This is a genomic window from Lysinibacillus sp. G01H (genome assembly GCF_028872195.1).
In the GTDB taxonomy this organism is placed as follows: domain Bacteria; phylum Bacillota; class Bacilli; order Bacillales_A; family Planococcaceae; genus Lysinibacillus; species Lysinibacillus capsici.
In genome coordinates this window covers 3,989,517-4,009,191 of sequence record NZ_CP118397.1, presented here as the reverse complement: position 1 = coordinate 4,009,191, position 19,675 = coordinate 3,989,517, and the positions used below count along the sequence as shown (strand labels likewise).

General features: G+C 41.4%; 22 protein-coding genes. 21 read left to right on the top strand and 1 reads right to left on the bottom strand.

Annotated elements, in window-relative coordinates; genetic code table 11:
- Positions 1-17: 17 nt before the first annotated feature.
- From PSR12_RS20435 to erm(G), 21 genes are all read left to right on the top strand, one after another.
- A complete protein-coding gene (locus PSR12_RS20435; protein WP_274770314.1) occupies positions 18-1,211 on the top strand; it encodes a phage major capsid protein in 1,194 nt (397 codons plus the stop codon).
- A 12-nt stretch (positions 1,212-1,223) separates the two neighbouring features.
- Positions 1,224-1,436 carry a head fiber protein gene (locus PSR12_RS20430; protein ID WP_274770312.1) on the top strand — a complete coding sequence of 71 codons (213 nt, stop codon included), beginning with the start codon at positions 1,224-1,226 and terminating at the stop codon, positions 1,434-1,436.
- A 26-nt stretch (positions 1,437-1,462) separates the two neighbouring features.
- Positions 1,463-1,783 (top strand): head-tail connector protein, encoded by a 321-nt coding sequence (locus tag PSR12_RS20425; RefSeq protein WP_063442158.1) that lies wholly within the window; start codon positions 1,463-1,465, stop codon positions 1,781-1,783.
- A 1-nt stretch (position 1,784) separates the two neighbouring features.
- Positions 1,785-2,120, top strand: a complete 336-nt coding sequence (locus tag PSR12_RS20420; protein ID WP_019155112.1) for a head-tail adaptor protein — start codon at positions 1,785-1,787, stop codon at positions 2,118-2,120.
- Positions 2,121-2,125: 5 nt separating this feature from the next.
- Positions 2,126-2,557 carry an HK97-gp10 family putative phage morphogenesis protein gene (locus tag PSR12_RS20415; RefSeq protein WP_063442156.1) on the top strand — a complete coding sequence of 144 codons (432 nt, stop codon included), beginning with the start codon at positions 2,126-2,128 and terminating at the stop codon, positions 2,555-2,557.
- Positions 2,554-2,895 carry a hypothetical protein gene (locus PSR12_RS20410; protein ID WP_063442154.1) on the top strand — a complete coding sequence of 114 codons (342 nt, stop codon included), beginning with the start codon at positions 2,554-2,556 and terminating at the stop codon, positions 2,893-2,895. The genes PSR12_RS20415 and PSR12_RS20410 overlap by 4 nt, the downstream gene beginning before the upstream one ends.
- A 3-nt stretch (positions 2,896-2,898) precedes the next feature.
- Positions 2,899-3,489, top strand: coding sequence for a major tail protein (locus PSR12_RS20405; RefSeq protein ID WP_035197483.1), 591 nt, complete (start codon positions 2,899-2,901; stop codon positions 3,487-3,489).
- A gap of 11 nt (positions 3,490-3,500) precedes the next feature.
- Positions 3,501-3,887 carry a hypothetical protein gene (locus PSR12_RS20400; protein ID WP_144593843.1) on the top strand — a complete coding sequence of 129 codons (387 nt, stop codon included), beginning with the start codon at positions 3,501-3,503 and terminating at the stop codon, positions 3,885-3,887.
- 47 nt (positions 3,888-3,934) lie between these two features.
- Complete coding sequence (locus tag PSR12_RS20395; protein ID WP_000525096.1) at positions 3,935-4,075, top strand: hypothetical protein; 141 nt, start codon at positions 3,935-3,937, stop codon at positions 4,073-4,075.
- 116 nt (positions 4,076-4,191) lie between these two features.
- Positions 4,192-6,510: a phage tail protein gene (locus PSR12_RS20390; RefSeq protein WP_274770309.1), complete on the top strand. Its 2,319-nt coding sequence runs from the start codon at positions 4,192-4,194 to the stop codon at positions 6,508-6,510.
- Between the two features lie 13 nt (positions 6,511-6,523).
- Positions 6,524-7,375 carry a phage tail family protein gene (locus PSR12_RS20385; protein ID WP_040036569.1) on the top strand — a complete coding sequence of 284 codons (852 nt, stop codon included), beginning with the start codon at positions 6,524-6,526 and terminating at the stop codon, positions 7,373-7,375.
- Between the two features lie 2 nt (positions 7,376-7,377).
- Complete coding sequence (locus tag PSR12_RS20380) at positions 7,378-9,315, top strand: siphovirus ReqiPepy6 Gp37-like family protein (protein WP_274770307.1); 1,938 nt, start codon at positions 7,378-7,380, stop codon at positions 9,313-9,315.
- Between the two features lie 15 nt (positions 9,316-9,330).
- The gene (locus PSR12_RS20375) at positions 9,331-9,834 is read left to right on the top strand and encodes a hypothetical protein (RefSeq protein ID WP_019155104.1); all 504 of its coding nucleotides are present in this window, start codon (positions 9,331-9,333) and stop codon (positions 9,832-9,834) included.
- Between the two features lie 109 nt (positions 9,835-9,943).
- The gene (locus PSR12_RS20370) at positions 9,944-12,202 is read left to right on the top strand and encodes a phage tail protein (RefSeq protein ID WP_274770305.1); all 2,259 of its coding nucleotides are present in this window, start codon (positions 9,944-9,946) and stop codon (positions 12,200-12,202) included.
- Positions 12,203-12,278: 76 nt separating this feature from the next.
- Positions 12,279-12,719 (top strand): phage holin family protein, encoded by a 441-nt coding sequence (locus tag PSR12_RS20365; RefSeq protein ID WP_199419383.1) that lies wholly within the window; start codon positions 12,279-12,281, stop codon positions 12,717-12,719.
- Positions 12,720-12,752: 33 nt separating this feature from the next.
- Positions 12,753-13,454, top strand: a complete 702-nt coding sequence (locus PSR12_RS20360) for an N-acetylmuramoyl-L-alanine amidase (protein WP_199419382.1) — start codon at positions 12,753-12,755, stop codon at positions 13,452-13,454.
- A gap of 196 nt (positions 13,455-13,650) precedes the next feature.
- A complete protein-coding gene (locus PSR12_RS20355) occupies positions 13,651-13,887 on the top strand; it encodes an SHOCT domain-containing protein (RefSeq protein ID WP_081847327.1) in 237 nt (78 codons plus the stop codon).
- Positions 13,888-13,948: 61 nt separating this feature from the next.
- Positions 13,949-15,514 (top strand): recombinase family protein, encoded by a 1,566-nt coding sequence (locus tag PSR12_RS20350; protein WP_274770301.1) that lies wholly within the window; start codon positions 13,949-13,951, stop codon positions 15,512-15,514.
- Positions 15,515-15,928 (top strand): recombinase family protein, encoded by a 414-nt coding sequence (locus PSR12_RS20345; RefSeq protein ID WP_274770300.1) that lies wholly within the window; start codon positions 15,515-15,517, stop codon positions 15,926-15,928.
- Positions 15,929-15,955: 27 nt separating this feature from the next.
- Entirely contained in the window at positions 15,956-17,503 is a 1,548-nt protein-coding gene (locus PSR12_RS20340; protein WP_446720644.1) for a recombinase family protein, read from the top strand.
- 295 nt (positions 17,504-17,798) lie between these two features.
- Complete coding sequence (gene erm(G) / locus PSR12_RS20335; RefSeq protein ID WP_014387027.1) at positions 17,799-18,533, top strand: 23S rRNA (adenine(2058)-N(6))-methyltransferase Erm(G); 735 nt, start codon at positions 17,799-17,801, stop codon at positions 18,531-18,533.
- A 414-nt stretch (positions 18,534-18,947) separates the two neighbouring features.
- Here the strand turns inward: erm(G) and PSR12_RS20330 are convergent, their stop codons facing one another.
- A complete protein-coding gene (locus PSR12_RS20330) occupies positions 18,948-19,673 on the bottom strand; it encodes a FadR/GntR family transcriptional regulator (RefSeq protein ID WP_221682788.1) in 726 nt (241 codons plus the stop codon).
- Between the last annotated feature and the right edge of the window lie 2 nt (positions 19,674-19,675).

Here is a 19,675-nt window from a genome sequence, read left to right as displayed (position 1 = left end):
TAAAGGAGGAAATAACGATGAGTAAAATTCTTGAATTGCGTGAGAAACGCGCTAAAGCATGGGACGTAGCAAAGGCATTCCTTGATTCAAAACGTGGCGGTGATGGACTGTTATCCGCTGAGGACACGACAACCTATGAAAAAATGGAAGCCGATGTGGTGGCTCTTGGTAAGGAAATTGAGCGTTTAGAACGTCAAGCATCTATCGACTTGGAACTGTCGAAAGCAACCAGTAACCCAATTACGAACGAACCTACTAGAACTGGAGAGGAAAAGACTGGTCGCGCAAGTGCTGAATACAAAAAAGCTTTCTGGAATGCGATGCGTGACAATGTCAGCTATGAAGTAAGGAACGCTTTAAAGATTGGCACTGATTCCGAAGGCGGATTCCTCGTGCCAGATGAGTTTGAGCATACGCTTGTAGAAGCCCTAGAGGAAGAAAATATCTTCCGTAGGTTGGCCAATGTAATCACTACATCTTCTGGTGACCGCAAGATTCCTGTTGTTGCAAGCAAAGGCACTGCAAGTTGGATCGATGAAGAGGGAGCTATACCAGAGAGTGATGACAGCTTCGGTCAAGTATCGATTGGTGCTTATAAACTAGCAACGATGATTAAAGTTTCTGAGGAACTACTTAATGATTCTGTGTTCAATCTCGAAAGCTATATCACGAGAGAATTCGCACGTCGTATTGGGAACAAGGAGGAGGAAGCCTTCTTTGTAGGTGACGGTACAGGTAAGCCAACAGGGATTTTAAATGCCACAGGCGGCGGTCAAGTTGGTGTTACTGCGGCAAGTGCCACTGCCATTACTTTGGATGAGGTTTTAGATTTATTCTACAGCTTGAAAGCACCTTATCGTAATAAGGCAGTATTCGTAATGAATGATGCCACTATAAAAGCTATCCGTAAATTGAAAGACGGTAATGGCCAGTACCTATGGCAACCTTCCATCCAAGCGGGAACACCTGATACTATTCTTAACCGTCCGCTGTACACCTCATCCTATGTACCTACTATTGAAGCAGGTGCAAAGACTGTGGTATTCGGTGATTTTAGTTATTACTGGGTGGCAGACCGTCAAGGACGAGTATTTAAACGCTTAAATGAACTCTTTGCTGTCACAGGTCAAGTAGGATTTATTGCGACTCAACGAGTTGATGGAAAGCTTATCTTGCCGGAGGCCGTTAAGGTACTCCAACAGAAAGCGTAACGGAGGTGCTTTATGAGTTATAACACGAAGAACTATACCGAACAAGGCGGAGAAAAAACTGTCATCGGAGGTGTTTTAGAAATTAAAGAGGGGGCCTCGGTTACGGGGCTTCCTATAGCAGAAAACCAGGCAGACAGCATAGCCACCGATGTTGCTGGTTTAGTTACGGACTTCAATTCCCTGCTTGCCAAACTAAAGGCAGCGGGGCTTATGGAGACTGACTAAGGTGGAATGTAAAGGAGGTTGGTGGTATGGCAGTGGCAGATAATCTCTTGCCTAAAGTTAAAGCGAACTTAATTTTAGCACATGATCAGGATGATGCCCTCCTTATTGGATTTATCACTGCTGCAGTCTCCTATGCACAGAGCTATCAGCACGTTCCTGAAAACCATTATGAAACACATGCTATGCCTCCAACAACAGAACAAGCAGTGATCATGTTGTCGAGTCATTTCTATGAAAGTAGAGATGGCTCGACGGCAGGTTTCTTTGCTGATAGCGTACAGGCGGGACAACAAGTATGGAATACAGTGAACTTGCTTTTACGACTTGATCGAGAGTGGGGTGTTTAGTGTGAGCTTTGGGAAGATGAACACCTTTATCGATATCATTTGCACGATACCCACAAAGGATAAGGAAGGCTTCGCCACAAAAGATGACAACATACTCGCAAGTGTACTTGCTTACAAGGAAGATCGGCATGGCAGTGAGCGATGGACGAATATGGCATCATTTTCATCTGCAACTTCCCTATTCAGGTTTAGAAAAATCTTCGGACTTAAGGTGACCAATGAAATGGTTATCGTCTGCGATGATGGCAGATATCAAATTTTAAGTGTTGAGGATGTAAGAAACCGAGGGATGTATGTCGAGGTTTTAGCCGAAAAGCTAGAACCAACTGTGAGGTGATGGATATGGCAAAAGCGAATATAAAGATGCCAGAAGAATTCCTTTTAAAGGTATCCCGATTAGCTGACCAGACCGATGTGATTCTTCCTAAGGTTTTGGAAGTTGGCGGTGAAGTGGTACTGGATAAAGTTAAGGGAAATTTGAGCAAGGTGGTTGGCAAGGACACGAAATATCCATCCAAAAGCACTGGCGAGTTGCTATCTTCATTAGGACTCTCGAGTGCAAAGCAGGATAGAAATGGTAACTTCAATGTAAAAGTTGGCTTTGCTGAGCCGCGATCTGATGGTGAGAGCAATGCTAAACTTGCCAGCATCATTGAATATGGCAAACATGGTCAGCCTGCAAAACCCTTCCTAAAGCCTGCGAGGAATTCATCTAGGAAACCTTGCATCAACGCAATGGTCGCCAAGCTGGAGGAGGAGATCGAGAAGATATGAATATTTTAGAGGAATTGAATACCCTTGTTTCCACTATATTGCTCCCCGTGGAAACTGGGGTTTTTTCAGGTTTGGCACCAGATGAGTATGTCGTGATTCTCCCTCTTTCGGATATTTTTGAAGTTCATGCGGATAACCGTCCAGGCTTTGATGTGCAGGAAGCGAGGATATCACTGTTCTCAAAAAATAACTACCTAGAGCGGAAAAGACAGCTCACAACTGCTTTAATAAATGCAGATTTTACTTTGACCGAACGAAGATATATCGGTCACGAGGATGATACTGGATATCATCATTATGCCATCGATGTGGCAAAAAACTATAGATTGGAGGAATAACACATGGCAACGATCGGTCTTGATAGACTGTACTATTCAAAAATAACCGAGGACACTAACGGTGAGGAAACTTATGCCCAACCTTCTGTACTTGCAAAAGCCATCACTGCTGAACTCTCGGTAGAACTGGTGGAAGCAATTCTGTATGCTGACGACGGAGCGGCTGAGGTTGTGAAAGATTTTAACAGTGGTACTCTCACTCTCGGTGTAGACGACATTGGTCCGACAGTCGCAGCGGATTTAACTGGTGCTTCTACAGATGATAACGGAGTATTAATCTCAGCCAGTGAAAACGTGGGTACACCCGTTGCAGTTGGGTTTCGTGCGCAAAGGGCTAATGGAACATACCGCTATTTTTGGTTGTATCGCGTTAAGTTTGGACTACCAGCAACCAACTTGCAGACAAAGGCTGATTCCATTACCTTTTCTACACCCACCATTGAGGGAACCGTTATGCGTAGAAATAAGCTGGATGGATTGGGCAAGCACCCATGGAAAGCGGAAGTTACAGAAGGTGATCCTGGTGTTTCATCGACCACCATAACAGGTTGGTTCACAGAGGTCTATGAACCTGTATATACACCTGAACCATAGGAGGGGAAATCATGGATAATGATAGAAGTGCCTCAATCAACATAGGTGACAAAGAGTATGAACTGGTTTTAACTACACGTGCAACAAAGGCCATTGCGGGTCGTTACGGTGGTCTTGAAAACCTTGGAGAAAAGCTGATGAAATCAGAAAACTTCGAGATGGCACTGGACGAGATTGTTTGGCTAATTACATTGCTTGCAAACCAGTCCATTTTGATTCGTAATCTTAAGAATAAGAACGCACCAGAAGAATTGCTTACAGAGGAAGAAGTGGAGATTCTTACTTCACCGCTTGACTTAGCGGCATATAAAACTGCAATTACCGAGGCAATGTTCAAAGGTACAAAGAGAAATGTGGAAAGTGAGGAGGAAACTCCAAAAAACGTGGAAGTCGGGTAACGGACGCTGAGGTCTTTACCCGGCTTCTTTATTATGGAACAGTCCAGATGGGCATGGAGGCAGAGGAATTCTGGCTTCTGCCAATTGGACTGTTTTTTGATTTATGGGCTTGCCATAAGCAGTGGCATGGCATTGAAAAGCCAAAGAAAACTCAGACCATTGACGATATTATCCCACTAGGCATATAGGAGGAGGTGAAGGTATGGCGGATAATTTTGGATTAAAAATAGGTGTCGAGGGTGAGCGAGAATTTAAGAAGGCACTCTCCGAAATCAATCAATCATTTAAGGTACTAGGTAGTGAAATGGCCCTTGTAACCAGTCAATTTGATAAAAACGATAAATCCATTCAATCGATTACGGCTCGAAATGCCGTTTTAAATAAAGAAATTGACGCACAGAAAGAAAAGATTTCTACCCTTAAGGCTGCCCTTGATAATGCCTCCTCCTCTTTCGGTGAAAATGACCGTCGTACCCAAAACTGGCAGATACAATTAAATAGGGCTCAGGCAGAACTGAACCTTATGGAACGTGAACTTGAGGAGTCTACAATTGAAGCGGATAATCTCGGTGAAGAGTTAGAGGATTCAGGTAAAAGTGCAGAGGATGCTGGTGGCAGGTTTGAAAAGCTTGGCGGTGTACTCAAGGGAATTGGTGTGGCGATGGGTGCGGTTGCCGTTGCCGCTGGAGCCGCGGCTATTAAGTTAGGTAAAGAGGTAGTTACTCAGTTCGGAGAATTAGAACAAAACCTAGGTGGATCGGAGGCGGTTTTTGGAGCATATGCTGCATCGATTCAGAAAACTGGTGAGGAAGCCTATAAAAATCTAGGTGTTTCCCAAAGTGAGTACCTTGCAACTGCCAACAAAATGGGCGCGTTATTCCAAGGTTCTGGTATACAGCAACAGAGAAGTCTTGAGCTAACTGAAAAGGCCATGCAACGTGCGGCAGACATGGCATCTGTTATGGGTATTGATATGTCCTCGGCATTGGAGGCAGTCACTGGGGCGGCAAAGGGTAACTTTGATATGATGGATAACTTAGGTGTTGCGATGAACGCTACAAACATCGAAGCCTATGCTCTCGCAAAGGGTCTGGATTTCACTTGGAATACTGCAACACAAGCGGAAAAAGCCGAAGTAGCAATGCAAATGTTCTTTGAGAACACAGAGCAGTATGCAGGTAACTTTGCAAAAGAATCAACCGAGACAATCTCCGGTTCTATTGGGTTACTACAGGCCGCACTTGGTTCATTTACAGCTGGACTCGGTAATGCCAATGCTGATATGACGAATCTGACTGAGAATCTTGTTGATGCTTTCGAGGCGGTTGTCACTAATATTGTACCGGTTTTAGAAAATATCGTAGCCGCCTTGCCAACAGCGACAGGCGCAATATTAGCGGCGGTTGCAGATTTGCTACCAATGCTTCTTGAATTGGTTACAAATATATTCGCGCAAGTACTTGAAACAATTTTGAGCCTTTTACCCGAACTTATTCCAGCGACGGTAAGTGCTCTAATGACGATTGTCGGTGCATTAATTGATAACCTTCCACTGCTAATAAATGCAGCAATTGAATTAGTAACAGCACTTGTGGAGGGAATCGGCATAGCGTTACCACAACTCATCCCTGCGGCAGTTTCTGCAGTTATGCAGATTGTCCAAGTATTGATGGATAACCTACCACTCATTTTGGATGCCGCTTTGCAGTTGATTATAGGATTAGCAAAGGGATTGGTAGACGCAATACCTCAGCTTACTTCTGCATTGCCTGTCATCATCAAAGCAATAGTGGATTTTATCATTAAATCTATTCCGCAGATTATTGAAGCGGGTATTCAATTATTGTCCTCACTGGTTACAGCTTTGCCTACCATTATTACAGCAGTTGTGGAAGCAATTCCGCAAATTATCGACAGTATCATCAATGCTGTTATTCGCTCGATTCCTTTGATTATTGATGCAGGTATCCGGCTTCTAGTTTCACTCATTCAGGCATTGCCGCAGATTATTACTACTGTTGTAGGTGCTATTCCCAAGATTGTTAGCTCGCTGGTCAATGCCGTTATTGGTAACATCGATAAGATTATCTTAGCGGGTGTACAACTGTTTGTGGCATTGATTGCAAACCTACCAAGGATAATCGTGGAGATTGTTAAAGCAGTACCGCAGATTATCTCTGGACTGATCAAAGCCTTTACTGGCTATATCGGTCAAATGGCTCAAGTGGGTGGCAATCTGATTAAAGGTCTATGGCAAGGTATTTCAGACGCAGGGGCATGGCTATGGAGTAAAATATCTGGATTTTTCGGAAATGTTGTTTCAAGGATTAAAGACTTCTTCGGTATCCGCTCTCCTTCAACCCTATTTGCTGGAATTGGCCGCAACATGGGTGAAGGTATCGGTGTAGGTTTTGAGGATGCAATGACAGCAGTTTCAAGGGATATGCAAAATGCAGTGCCAACCAGCTTTGACTTTAATTACAGAGGTGTTTCTGGGCAAGGCAATGCCACTGGTGCAAGTATCACTCAAAACATTTCTGTAGTGACACCTAAGGCTCTATCAGAAAAAGAACTAGCACGGGAGTTTAAGAACCTATCCCGTAAACTGGCACTTGAATTGTAAAGGAGGTACGGCAATGGAACTAACATATACCAATAGAGATGGAGAGAGTATTACGCTAAAGCAAAGCCGACCGTACTTTCTTACGAAGATAGATGGTACTGGCAACATCCGTCAAACTGTTAACACTTTCAAGGCGCCAGACCAAGATGGCGCTTTTTATATTTCCTCCACACTAGATATGCGAAACATAACGATTGAAGGTACGGTTGTTGCTGATACTCCCGATGAAGCTTATAAAAGGAGACAACACTTCCTTCAAATATTCAGCCCAAAGCTACTAGGGACCCTTCAATACCGTGAGAGACAGATTTCCTGTGTGGTAGAGGAGGCAGGTTTTAGTGTTTCTAATCGGCAACGAATACCAAACTTCTTTGTCAGTCTGCTCTGCCCATCCCCTTTCTTTGAAACATTAAATGAGGTGCGAGAGGAACTGGCATCATGGATACCGCTATTTGAGTTTGAATTGGAAATTCCAATGACCGGGATGGAGTTCGGAATGCGTCAACCTAGCCAAATCATTACGGTGGAAAATATAGGGGATGTATCTTGTGGATGCGAGATAGTGTTTAGGGCCTTAGGTACTGTGTCGAACCCTGAACTATTAAACATAGACACGGGAGAATATATCCGACTTCTCACTACAATGAGCGCTGGGGATGAACTTCGTGTATATACCCATTTCGCTGGTAAGCGTGTGATCCAAGTTGATGGTTCAACGGTTACAAATGCTTTTTCACTGTTGGATACCAATTCGGTGTTCTTTCAACTGGCGGCAGGCCTTAATACACTGAGATACGATGCTTCTGTCAATATGGAATTGTTAGAGGTTAGTATTTACTTTCGTCCGCAGTTTCTGGGGGTGTGAAAATGGAACTGTATATCTACAATTCAAACCGGGAGCTTGCAGGCATTGTTGAATCCTTCGAGTACTTACGCTGGACGAGACGCTATTCCCAGTGTGGTTCATTTGAGTTAAAAGCCATAGTAACTCCAGAGAATACAGAACTATTAAAGGAAGGGAATATCATCTGGAAAAATGATGATGAGGAAGCCGGGATCATCGAGCATCTAGAACTTTCTCAAACCGAGCATGAAATTATTACTGCAAGTGGTCGCTTTGCAACCTCCTACCTCTCCCGCCGCATTGTTTGGCAAACAGAGAAACTGTCTGGTGACATATCTGTCTGTGTGGAGCAGTTGATAAATAATAATCTTATCAATCCTTCTGATACAGCAAGGAAGATTTCAAACATAACCTTTTCTGCTCCAAACTTTAATGTTCCTATCAGCACACAGGTATCGTATCGAAATTTGATGGACGCTGTGACGGAACTATGTGTTGCATCGGATGTTGGCATTAAGACTGTGTTCACTCCTGCTACAGGGGTTTTTACCGTAGCGTTATATATGGGAACGGAATCACAAGCTGTATTTTCTAAGGAATATGAAAACCTTACAGAACAGATTTATACAATAAGTGCTGGAGATTATGCCAACACCGCCCTTGTTGGTGGTGAAGGAGAAGGTCCAGACAGAACTTTTGTTGCAATTACAAGTGGCTCTGGTGAGACAAGGCACGAAATTTTTGTGGATGCTAAGGACTTACGGGCAGAAGACTTTGGTTTAGATTACATTGATACACTAATCTTTCGAGGTCAAAGTAAGCTGAGTGAGCAAGCCATACGCTATTCATTTGATACATCGGTCAATCCACACGGTAATTTGACATATAAGATAGACTTCGATCTTGGGCAGACTGTCAAAGTCATTTCCAAAGCATGGGGTGTATCCATGACGACACGTATCACCGAAGTTGAAGAAACCTATGACGCAGATGGCCAGAGTATCAGTGTAGTATTCGGAAAAGCTGAATTGACAATAGCCCAAAAATTACACTCCGACTTGAGCGAGGTGAAAACAGCAATATCGGCTCCAACTGGCATATCTGAAATTGCACAGGCTTTAGGAGCAGTGGAGGATACGCTAGTAACAGTTGAGGAAACCTTAGGCGACTTGACGGAGGTAGATTCAAAGATTCAAGGAGACAACGTAGCATCTACTATCAACAATCTGTATGGAAAACTACCTGCGCTCGAAATCAATGTTGGCGGAGGAACTATATCGATTGGACAATATGCGTTGTATTATATGAAACCTGGAGATGCCTTTTATTTCACCTCATGGAGTGGCAATAAGTTTAGTGACCAGCCAAGTGACGACGGCCATGTCTTTTTGATAAAACATAGCGGGGACAATACGGGAAATGGATATCAGCGGGCAATGGGTTTCTTTATTTCTCGCAATACGCTGACATTCTATGTGATTTCTGTTTTCGTATTTAATAACCCTTCTGGACAAGCAAACTGGCTTAATATCAATAATGAACCTGTAACTACTGCAAGAATTGCCAATGGAGCAGTTACAGGTTTAAAAATTGCAGACCGTACAATTACAGCTACTAAAATGGTTTCTTCTTTTAGCGACTATTCAACTACAGAACAAAACACTGGGCGACTATGGATAGATGGTAAGACAATTTATCGCAAGCAAGTGAATCTTGGGTCACTTACAAATACGACACCGAAAAGCGTAGCTCACGGCATATCAAACCTCAGTACTATTGTCAGTTTAACAGGTTTTGCGACAAATGGGACCGTATTCTTGCCACTGCCCCTTGCCCGGTACAACAACTTCGCATCGCAAATCGGACTCTTCGCAAATAAGACCGACATTGTAGTCGAACCAGGCAATGATAGAACTGCGTATACAGGCTATGTAGTAATAGAGTATACAAAAACGGAATAGAAGGAGGAGTGATTGATGGAAAAAAGCGGATTTTTCAATTCATCCGATGGTGATAGAGTCTATGATGCAACGGACTTCGCTGCATACTTTGGAAGCCTTGTCTCGAATGGTGTGTTTTATGCGACACCAACAAACTTACTGGTATCTCCTGGGATTGGATTAGCAGTAACCATAGCACCGGGCAGTGCATGGATTAATGGTTATAGATATGAAAATACGGATGTTTTAAATAAACCCCTTGCTACAGCAGATGGGAGCAATCCTCGCATAGACAGGGTTGTGGTTCGTTTAAGTCAAATTACGAGAAGCATTCAGCTCGCCATTGTTACTGGTACTCCAACGGCATCGCCCATAGCTCCGGAGTTGACAAGAACAAGCGATGTCTATGAACTAGGTATTGCTGATGTTCTAGTACCTTCAGCTGCTACATCGATTTCAGCAAATAACATTATTGATACACGGTTGAATACTAGTCTTTGCGGGTTGGTAAACTCGCTAGTTTCTGCGGTTTATGAATAGGAGGTGAATATAAGTGGCGGATATTAACGGCATCACTCTGCAGGCGGGTTCCAGCCCGACCGTTTATTACACGATTACTTATACTAAAAGCCGACCTAATAATAGCCAGATGACATACAACTTTACCATATCCGCTGCATTGGGTTCTTCAGGTTCCTTCATCCATAATGGTTATGCATTGCTTTGTACAATGACTGTAAATGGATCTTCTTCGCAGGTGCGAATCAAAGCGGCGGACGGGGATAACTGGGATGGAACTACACCAAGACTCAGGTATGTTTCGGTGACCTGTGCTTCTACTACAGGTAATGCAACCCAGCCAGTCACATTCAAAGTGGTATCTGATGGGCGATTGCCATTATCCTCTGGTGTAATTACCAATTCGAGTTATACGGTATTAAGCTCTCCATTGCTTACTACAGCATGTGGAGCACCGACATCTTGTACGGTTTCCCCGACACTTGCGGAAGGGGATGTGACTCTTTCTTGGAGTGGTGCTTCTGGGGGCATCAATAATACGATTTCTAGTTATGAGATTCAATATAGTGATTCTGCCGATAACATCACATGGGGAGCATGGACTGCTCTGACAACTGTGACCACCACAGCATCAAGTGGCAGTGTATCAGTAGCACCGCCCTCAACGCGAGGTAATTACCGAAGATTTCGTGTACGAACCCGTGGTACAGCAGGAGCTAGTTATTACTCTAGCTGGAAAGTATCCACAAACAGCGTCCGCAGGAATACGGTACCAAAGCCAGCAACGACTGCTGTTGCCTCCCCTGCGGCAGATAGTAATGAGACTATCACGCTTACTTGGAGCGGAGCGTCTAGCGGTACCAGTCCAATTAAGGGGTATCAAATTGCCAGTCGCACATCCACGGATAACAGCACATGGAGTGCGTGGAATGTGTTGACCATGTTGACATTGGCAGCAAGCGGTGGTAGCTATAATCCAATTGTATCGAGGACCCCAGGAACATATACACAATTTGGTATTTGGACAATTGACACATTTGATGTTTACTCAATAGAGAAAATCAGTAATAGCATTTATTGCAACATCACTGCCTGTGCAGCACCGACTGCCTGCACGGTAAGTGCAACATTATCTGAAGGAAACGTTACTCTTTCGTGGAGTGGAGCAGCTGGTGGCGCAGGTAATCCCATCACTTCCTACGAAATACAATATAGTGATTCGCCAGATAATAGCAATTGGGGTGCTTGGTTGGCATTGGCGATAGTCAATACTTCTGCAACAAGCAGTATTTTAAATGTCAGTCCACCTGCTACACGTGGTCATTATCGTCGGTTCCGAATAAGAACCCGTGGTACAGCTGGAGAGGATTTTTACTCAGGCTGGACTATTACCAGTAATACTGTTCGTAAAAACATACTACCAATACCGCCGACTTCTTTTACCGCAAACCCTCCTATCTATGAAGTAAATACAATAAACCTTTCGTGGAGTGGAACGGTACCTGGAACCAGCTCCATCAAGCAATATGTTATTCAACAGGCCACTTCGATAGATGGACTAAATTGGTCTGCTTATGAAGCACTGACGACAGTTATTTCCAATGCGACTTCAGGCACTCTTCAGGTAAATGCCTCACAGGTTGCCGGTAGATATACTCGTTATCGAATCAGCGTCACAGATGCACTTGATGCAGTGTCTGCCTATGTTGTTAGTAACGCGGTAAAGAAAAACAGCCCGCCTGTAGCACCGATAGTAGACTGTCCAATGTCTGGCAATTTTACTTATAATGCTACACCACGTTTTATGATCACAACAGGAATTGAACCGGATGGACAAACACAAATAGTGGAGGTAAGGATTGACTCTGGTTCATGGCAAAACAGCGTAGACAATCCTGAGCGGTTTTCTGTAAGCGGCTATCTTGGTAATGGGGTCAAGACAATTTACCAAGCTGAACCGCTTTCTGCAGGTAATCATACGGTTACCTTCCGTTGTCTTGACAGTGATATCGAATCAGCAAGTATAGAAGTTGTTCGTACTTTTACGATATTGGCATTACCTTTTGAAATCATTACTCCAAATGTGACGCATGTAAAGGCAGCGCATATTCAGACGATTCGAACTGCTGTAAATAGGGTGCGTAGCTATTACAATCTTTCCCCTATGACTTGGAAAGAGGAGGTCATTACAGGAAAGACCACTGTTAAGAATTGGCCATTTCATATCGTTGAGATACGCAAGGCTATTGATTCGATTATTATGAAGATTAATAGTTTTGATTCTTCTCAGGCATTCGATATACCACCAGTCACATGGCTACCTATCGGTACAGGAAGACCAAAGGCGGATGTGATGCAACAAATTCATGATCTAATTCAAATAATGTAAAGGTAACATTCAGCGCTCTTGTCATTTGCAGGGGCGCTTTTCTATATGGAAATACACGAAATGGAGGTGTCTATTAATGAAAGAGATTTGGAATTGGATACAACTGGCTATTGCCGCTGTCGGTGGATTTCTTGGATGGTTTCTCGGAGGCTATGATGGATTTCTTTATGCATTGGTAGCCTTTATTGTCATCGATTATGTGACGGGATTGCTCTGTGCCATTATAGATAAAAAGCTGTGCAGTGAAATTGGTGCTAAGGGAATTTTCAAAAAGGTGCTCATCTTTATAATGGTAGGTATCGCTCATATTATCGATACACAAATTCTGGTTAGTATTGGAGAAAATACTGGCGTTTTACGAACAGCAGTAATCTTTTTCTATCTAAGTAATGAAGGAGTATCTATTTTGGAGAATGCCGGACATATTGGACTGCCTATCCCAGAAAACCTAAAATCGGTTTTACAGCAGCTACATGGACGTGATGAGGAAGTGTCTAAGCCTGGTGATGGAATATGATTAACTTAACATGTTTGATTAGAGGTGATTTTAATGAAGTTACACAAGCTAATACTTACGAACAATGCCTGTTTTAAAGCGGATAAAACAATAAAGCCAAAGGGTATCATGGTTCACTCGACTGGTGCAAACAGTCCGTGGTTGAAGCGCTACGTTGGCCCTGACGATGGCTTGCTAGGAAAGAACCAATATAACAACCATTGGAATCAAGACAAACCTGGAGGCCGTCAAGTATGTGTCCATGCCTTTATTGGTAAATTAGCAGATGGTTCCATTGCCACCTATCAAACACTGCCTTGGAATCACCGAGGTTGGCATGCTGGAGGAACTGCAAACAATTCTCATATTGGATTTGAAATTTGCGAGGACGGTTTGACCGATGCCTCGTATTTTTCTGCTGTTTACAAGGAAGCCTTGGAGCTTTGTGTACATCTTTGCAAACTCTATGGGTTAAGTGAAAAAGATATCATCTGTCACAGCGAAGGTTATAAACGAGGCATTGCCAGTAACCATGGCGATGTGATGCACTGGTTCCCTAAACATGGGAAGAGCATGGACACCTTTCGAGCGGATGTGAAGAAACTATTAAGTGCTGAAAATAAACCAGTAGACACTGTGAAAAAGAAATATTACCGTGTGCAGATCGGTGCTTATTCTGACAATGCAAATGCTGAGGCACAGCTTGCTAAAGCTAAAAAGGCAGGCTTTACGGATGCATTTATTAAGTATGATTAATCAATTGGCAAGCTAAAAAGCAGAGTTTCTTGAATTTCATCGGGTTTCCCAAATAAAATACTAAACTATTAGATTTATGCAGCCTGTAGGGGTTCTTCCCTTGCAGGCTCTTTTTTTATGCTCTAATTCACATTAAATTTTACAAATCCTCAACTTCGACCTGTTCTCACGGCTATTAGGTAGGAGGTGATTCCTAGTGAATCAGCATGAGGATAAAAAAGTTACAAGGATTTCAGAAGAGATTATAGACAAAAGTATTGAATTAAAGAGGGTATCACAGGAACAGCTACAGCGTGAGTTTGATTATATCCAGGCAGAAAAAATGCTTAGAAAGATGCTTGGAAAAGGCTTAATAACTGAGGTGGAATTCAACAAGATAGACGCACTAAATCGCCAAACTTTCTCCCCCTTTTTAGCGGAGATAATGCCCTGAAATCGTTGATATGTAAGGGTTTCAGAGGTAATATGTGACCTACCAAGAGGGAGGTGAGAGGATGAAAAAGATAACGAAAATAGAAGGGAATCTAGCCAACTCTTTTATTAAGCCAAAAATACGAGTGGTTGCCTACTGCCGAGTTTCAACAGATAGTAATGAACAGCTAGTCAGCTTGCAAGCACAAAAGGCCCATTATGAGACCTACATAAAGGCGAATCCAGAATGGGAATATGCAGGCTTATATTATGACGAGGGAATCAGTGGCACGAAAAAGGAAAACCGCTCTGACCTGCTTAGAATGTTATCAGACTGTGAAACTGGGAGAATTGACTTAATCATTACAAAGTCCATCAGCCGATTTGCGAGAAATACTACAGACTGCTTGGAGATGGTTCGAAAACTGATAGACCTTGGGGTTCATATCTATTTTGAGAAGGAAAATATTAATACGGGTTCAATGGAAAGTGAATTGATGCTCTCTATTTTAAGTGGGCTTGCAGAAAGTGAGTCAATTTCCACTTCAGAAAATACGAAGTGGGCCATTCAAAGACGATTTCAAAACGGAACCTTTAAAATTTCCTACCCGCCATATGGTTATCAAAATATTGACGGTCAAATGATAGTAAACCCCAAGCAGGCTGAAGTTGTGAAGTATATTTTTGCAGAAGTATTATCGGGCAAAGGTACACAGAAAATTGCAGATGATTTGAATCAAAAAGGTATCCCATCAAAAAGAGGTGGCCGTTGGACGGCTACTACCATTCGAGGGATTCTGACCAATGAAAAATATACTGGCGATGTTATTTTGCAAAAGACTTATACTGACAGTCATTTTAATAGGCACACCAATTATGGTGAGAAAGATATGTACCTAGTAGAAAACCATCATGAGGCAATTATCAGCCATGAAGACTTTGAAGCTGTGGATGCTGTTCTCAATCAGAGAGCAAAGGAAAAAGGTATCGAAAAGCGCAACAGCAAATATCTAAACCGATATGCTTTCTCTAGCAAAATTATCTGCTCAGAATGTGGCGGTACCTTTAAAAGACGGATTCATTCATCCGGTCCAAGAAAGTACATTGCTTGGTGCTGCAGTAAGCATATAAGCAATATAACGGAATGTTCTATGCAGTTCATTCGAGATGAAGATATAAAGACTGCATTTGTTACGATGATGAATAAACTCATTTACGGTCAGAAATTCATACTAAGACCACTTTTGAATGGGTTACGTAACCAGAACAATGCAGCAAGTTTTCGCAGAATTGAAGAGTTGGAAACTAAGATTGAAAACAACATGGAGCAGAGCCAGATGCTGACGGGTTTAATGGCCAAAGGATATCTTGAACCTGCTCTGTTTAATAAAGAAAAGAATTCACTGGAAGCAGAAAGAGAAAGGCTTCTTGTCGAAAAGGATCAACTTACTCGTTCCGTCAATGGGAATTTTACAAAAGTTGAAGAGGTTGACCGTCTGCTTAAGTTTGCAACTAAGTCCCAAATGCTTACAGCCTATGAGGATGAGCTGTTTGAAAATTACGTAGAAAAGATTATGGTCTTTTCACGAGAGGAAGTGGGATTTGAATTAAAATGTGGAATCGCATTGAAGGAAAGGTTGGTGAATTAGATGGGTCGCACACCCTATGGATATAGAATTGAAGATGGAAAGGCTGTTGTAGATGAAATAGCAGCAGAACAAGTAAAAGAATTATTTTCAGGATATTTGGCAGGACTTTCTTTGAAGGGTGCTACTAAAAAAGCTGGGATAGACTGCTACCATGCCACAGCAAGTAAGATGTTGCAGAACAAGCATTACTTGGGCGATGAATTCTACCCTCCAATTATTGATGAAGAGACCTTTGAAAAAGCCAGAGTAGAAAAACGAAAACGAGCAGAAAAGCTCGGAAGGATATGGGAGCCTAAAGATGAACCGGTAAGGGATTACCCTGTAAAGTTCAAACTAAAACCTCTGGTGCAAAAATATGAAGATCCATACAAGCAGGCGGAATATGCTTACAGTCTGATAGAAAGTGAGGTGTAACAAGTGGCGGTAAGTAGGAATGTAACAGTGATTCCGGCAATTAAACGGGTTGGAAATAATAAAAATAGTGAAAGCAAACCCAAAATACGAGTGGCTGCTTACTGTCGTGTTTCAACGGATAGTGAAGAGCAGGCTTCAAGTTATGAAATTCAGATCGAGCATTATACAAAATATATTAAGAAGAACAAGGAATGGGAACTGGCAGGTATTTTTGCAGATGACGGCATCACAGGTACAAATACCAAGAAGCGTGAAGAGTTCAACCGCATGATTGAAGAATGTATGGCAGGAAAAATTGACATGATTATCACAAAATCCATCAGCCGATTTGCCAGAAACACGTTGGATTGCCTTAAATACATCCGTCAGTTAAAGGATAAAAACATAGCGGTATTCTTCGAGAAAGAGAATATCAACACCATGGATTCTAAGGGTGAAGTATTGCTGACCATCATGGCATCCCTTGCCCAACAGGAAAGTCAATCCTTAAGTCAGAACGTTAAGCTGGGAATTCAGTATCGATATCAGCAAGGTGAAGTCCAGGTCAATCACAAGCGTTTCCTTGGATACACCAAGGATGAAAACAAGCAATTAGTGATTGACCCAGAGGGTGCTGAGGTTGTTAAACGGATTTACAGGGAGTACCTAGAGGGAGCCAGCCTTTTACAGATAGCAAGAGGACTAGAAGCAGACGGTATTCTAACAGCGGCAGGCAAAGCCAAATGGAGACCAGAAACACTGAAAAAGATACTGCAGAATGAAAAATACATCGGTGATGCCCTTCTACAAAAAACATATACGGTTGATTTCCTTTCTAAAAAGCGGGTCAAGAATAACGGCATCGTTCCTCAGTATTATGTAGAAAACAGCCACGAGCCTATCATCCCACGTGAGCTTTTTATGCAAGTTCAAGAAGAGATGGTTCGAAGAGCAAATCTTCGTGGGGGCAAAGGCGGTAAAAAGCGAGTCTATAGCAGCAAGTATGCTTTATCAAGTATTGTTTACTGCGGAAACTGTGGAGATATTTACCGACGGGTACATTGGAATAACCGAGGATACAAGTCTATTGTTTGGAGATGCGTCAGCCGATTGGAGGAAAAAGGGTCTGAATGCACTGCCCCTACCATAAATGAGGAAACATTGCAGACAGCAGTAGTTAAGGCTATTAACGAACTTTTGGCTAACAAAGACCCATTCCTCAAGGTGCTACAGAAAAATATAGCTACTGTATTTAATGAAGAAAATGATAATGCCACTGATGACCTTGATAGCAAATTGGAAGAATTACAACAACAGCTTCTTATCCAAGCAAAGTCCAAGAATGACTATGAAGATGTGGCTGATGAAATTTACCGCCTTCGGGAGCAGAAGCAAAATGTGCTTGTTGAAAACGCAGAACGTGAAGGAAAAAGGCAAAGAATCGCTGAAATGACTGATTTCTTGAATAAACAGTCACGTGAACTGGAGGAATATGATGAGCAGTTGGTAAGGCGGCTTATTGAAAAAGTAACGATATATGAAGCTAAGCTCACCGTTGAATTCAAGTCTGGGATTGAGATTGACGAAGAGATATAGAATATTAACCGCCAATTAAGGGCTAACACCATTTGGCGGTTTTTAATGGATTTTTTAATTTAAAAGTTGCTTAAAATGACTTATTGTGTTAAAATATATGATGATCCAAATAAGAATTTAGGAGGAACCGAAACTATGACAGCCTCAATGCGTTTAAGATAAGCTGGCAATAAAAAAAGCAGAATCTATCCCCGATGATAGGCTTTTTTGTTGTGCTTATTTATACGATATTGAGCATTCATTAGTTACGGTGAGGATATAGGTTATTAAACTATACCTTTAAGGAGAGGTTATAATGAACAAAGTAAATATAAAAGATAGTCAAAATTTTATTACTTCAAAATATCACATAGAAAAAATAATGAATTGCATAAGTTTAGATGAAAAAGATAACATCTTTGAAATAGGTGCAGGGAAAGGTCATTTTACTGCTGAATTGGTAAAGAGATGTAATTTTGTTACGGCGATAGAAATTGATTCTAAATTATGTGAGGTAACTCGTAATAAGCTCTTAAATTATCCTAACTATCAAATAGTAAATGATGATATACTGAAATTTACATTTCCTAGCCACAATCCATATAAAATATTTGGCAGCATACCTTACAACATAAGCACAAATATAATTCGAAAAATTGTTTTTGAAAGTTCAGCCACAATAAGTTATTTAATAGTGGAATATGGTTTTGCTAAAAGGTTATTAGATACAAACAGATCACTAGCATTGCTGTTAATGGCAGAGGTAGATATTTCTATATTAGCAAAAATTCCTAGGTATTATTTCCATCCAAAACCTAAAGTGGATAGCGCATTAATTGTATTAAAAAGAAAGCCAGCAAAAATGGCATTTAAAGAGAGAAAAAAATATGAAACTTTTGTAATGAAATGGGTTAACAAAGAGTATGAAAAACTGTTTACAAAAAATCAATTTAATAAAGCTTTAAAACATGCGAGAATATATGATATAAACAATATTAGTTTCGAACAATTTGTATCGCTATTTAATAGTTATAAAATATTTAACGGCTAAAAACAATAGGCCACATGCAACTGTAAATGTTTAGTTATAGGTAGGGTAGCATAAGTTAAAATGCTATTCTGCCTTTTAAAAGTATGGTATACATTCCAGAGAGAGATTGGATATGTTCCCGTATACCGATAGTGCCAAAAGCGAAGTGGATATGTTTCCGAGAACGGACGTACTCAAATGACATTCATTCTGTCCTCTCAAGCCATTGTGAAGCAGTAGCATGGTTGAAGTTAAACGAGTAACCCATTAATAAACTCACCTACACAATAAAAAATTATCGTTTTAGGACGGATTTCAGTTAAAATAATCTTTTTTATTTGTTTATCAATAAAAACTCGGATTCGATCAAATACGAATCCGAGTTTTTTTCATTAATTTCAATATGCTACATATCATCTATGCGTATCTAGGGTTTTAATTGTTTTTTTCTCCAATATGACTTAAAAGAGACTCTGTCAATTCTCGTCTTATTTGCGTGATATGGTTTTCCATGAGTTGCTTAGCTTGGTTCGCATCTCCAGAAGCGATGGCTAAGTAAATTCTTTTATGTTCATCGATGGTCTCTTGCGTTCGTTCCGAATCTTCCAAGCGTTGTCTACGGGTAGCTCGGATTGTATCTTGCATATGCTCACTAAGGGTTTGAAATAATTGTAAAAATATTGAGTTATGTGAAGCAAGTACAATATTAAGATGGAAACTTAGGTCTGCTTGAATTCCTAATTCTACATCATTTTTACCTTGATCCATCATGTCTAATGCTTTGCTAATTCGTTCTAAGTCTACAGAAGTAGCTCGTCGTGAAGCTAAAAAGGCACACTCTACTTCAAGTGCTTGGCGAAGTTCCAACATTTCATAAATTAATTTTTTTTCAGTATTTATTATTGTAGAGGAAAGCTCTTCGCTTAAAGTATGGGATTCAGCAGTTTTAATAAAGCTACCACTGCCTTGTTTAATTTCAATAAATCCTTTTATTTCAAGTTTTCGAAGTGCCTCTCTCACCGATGTTCGACTGACATTAAAACGACTTGCTAATTCTCTTTCTGTCGGGAGTTTATCCCCAGGCTGTAATTCACCATTTAAAAAATATTCCTTTATTTGATCAACGATAACTTGATATGCTTTTTTCTTTGGTTGAGGCATTA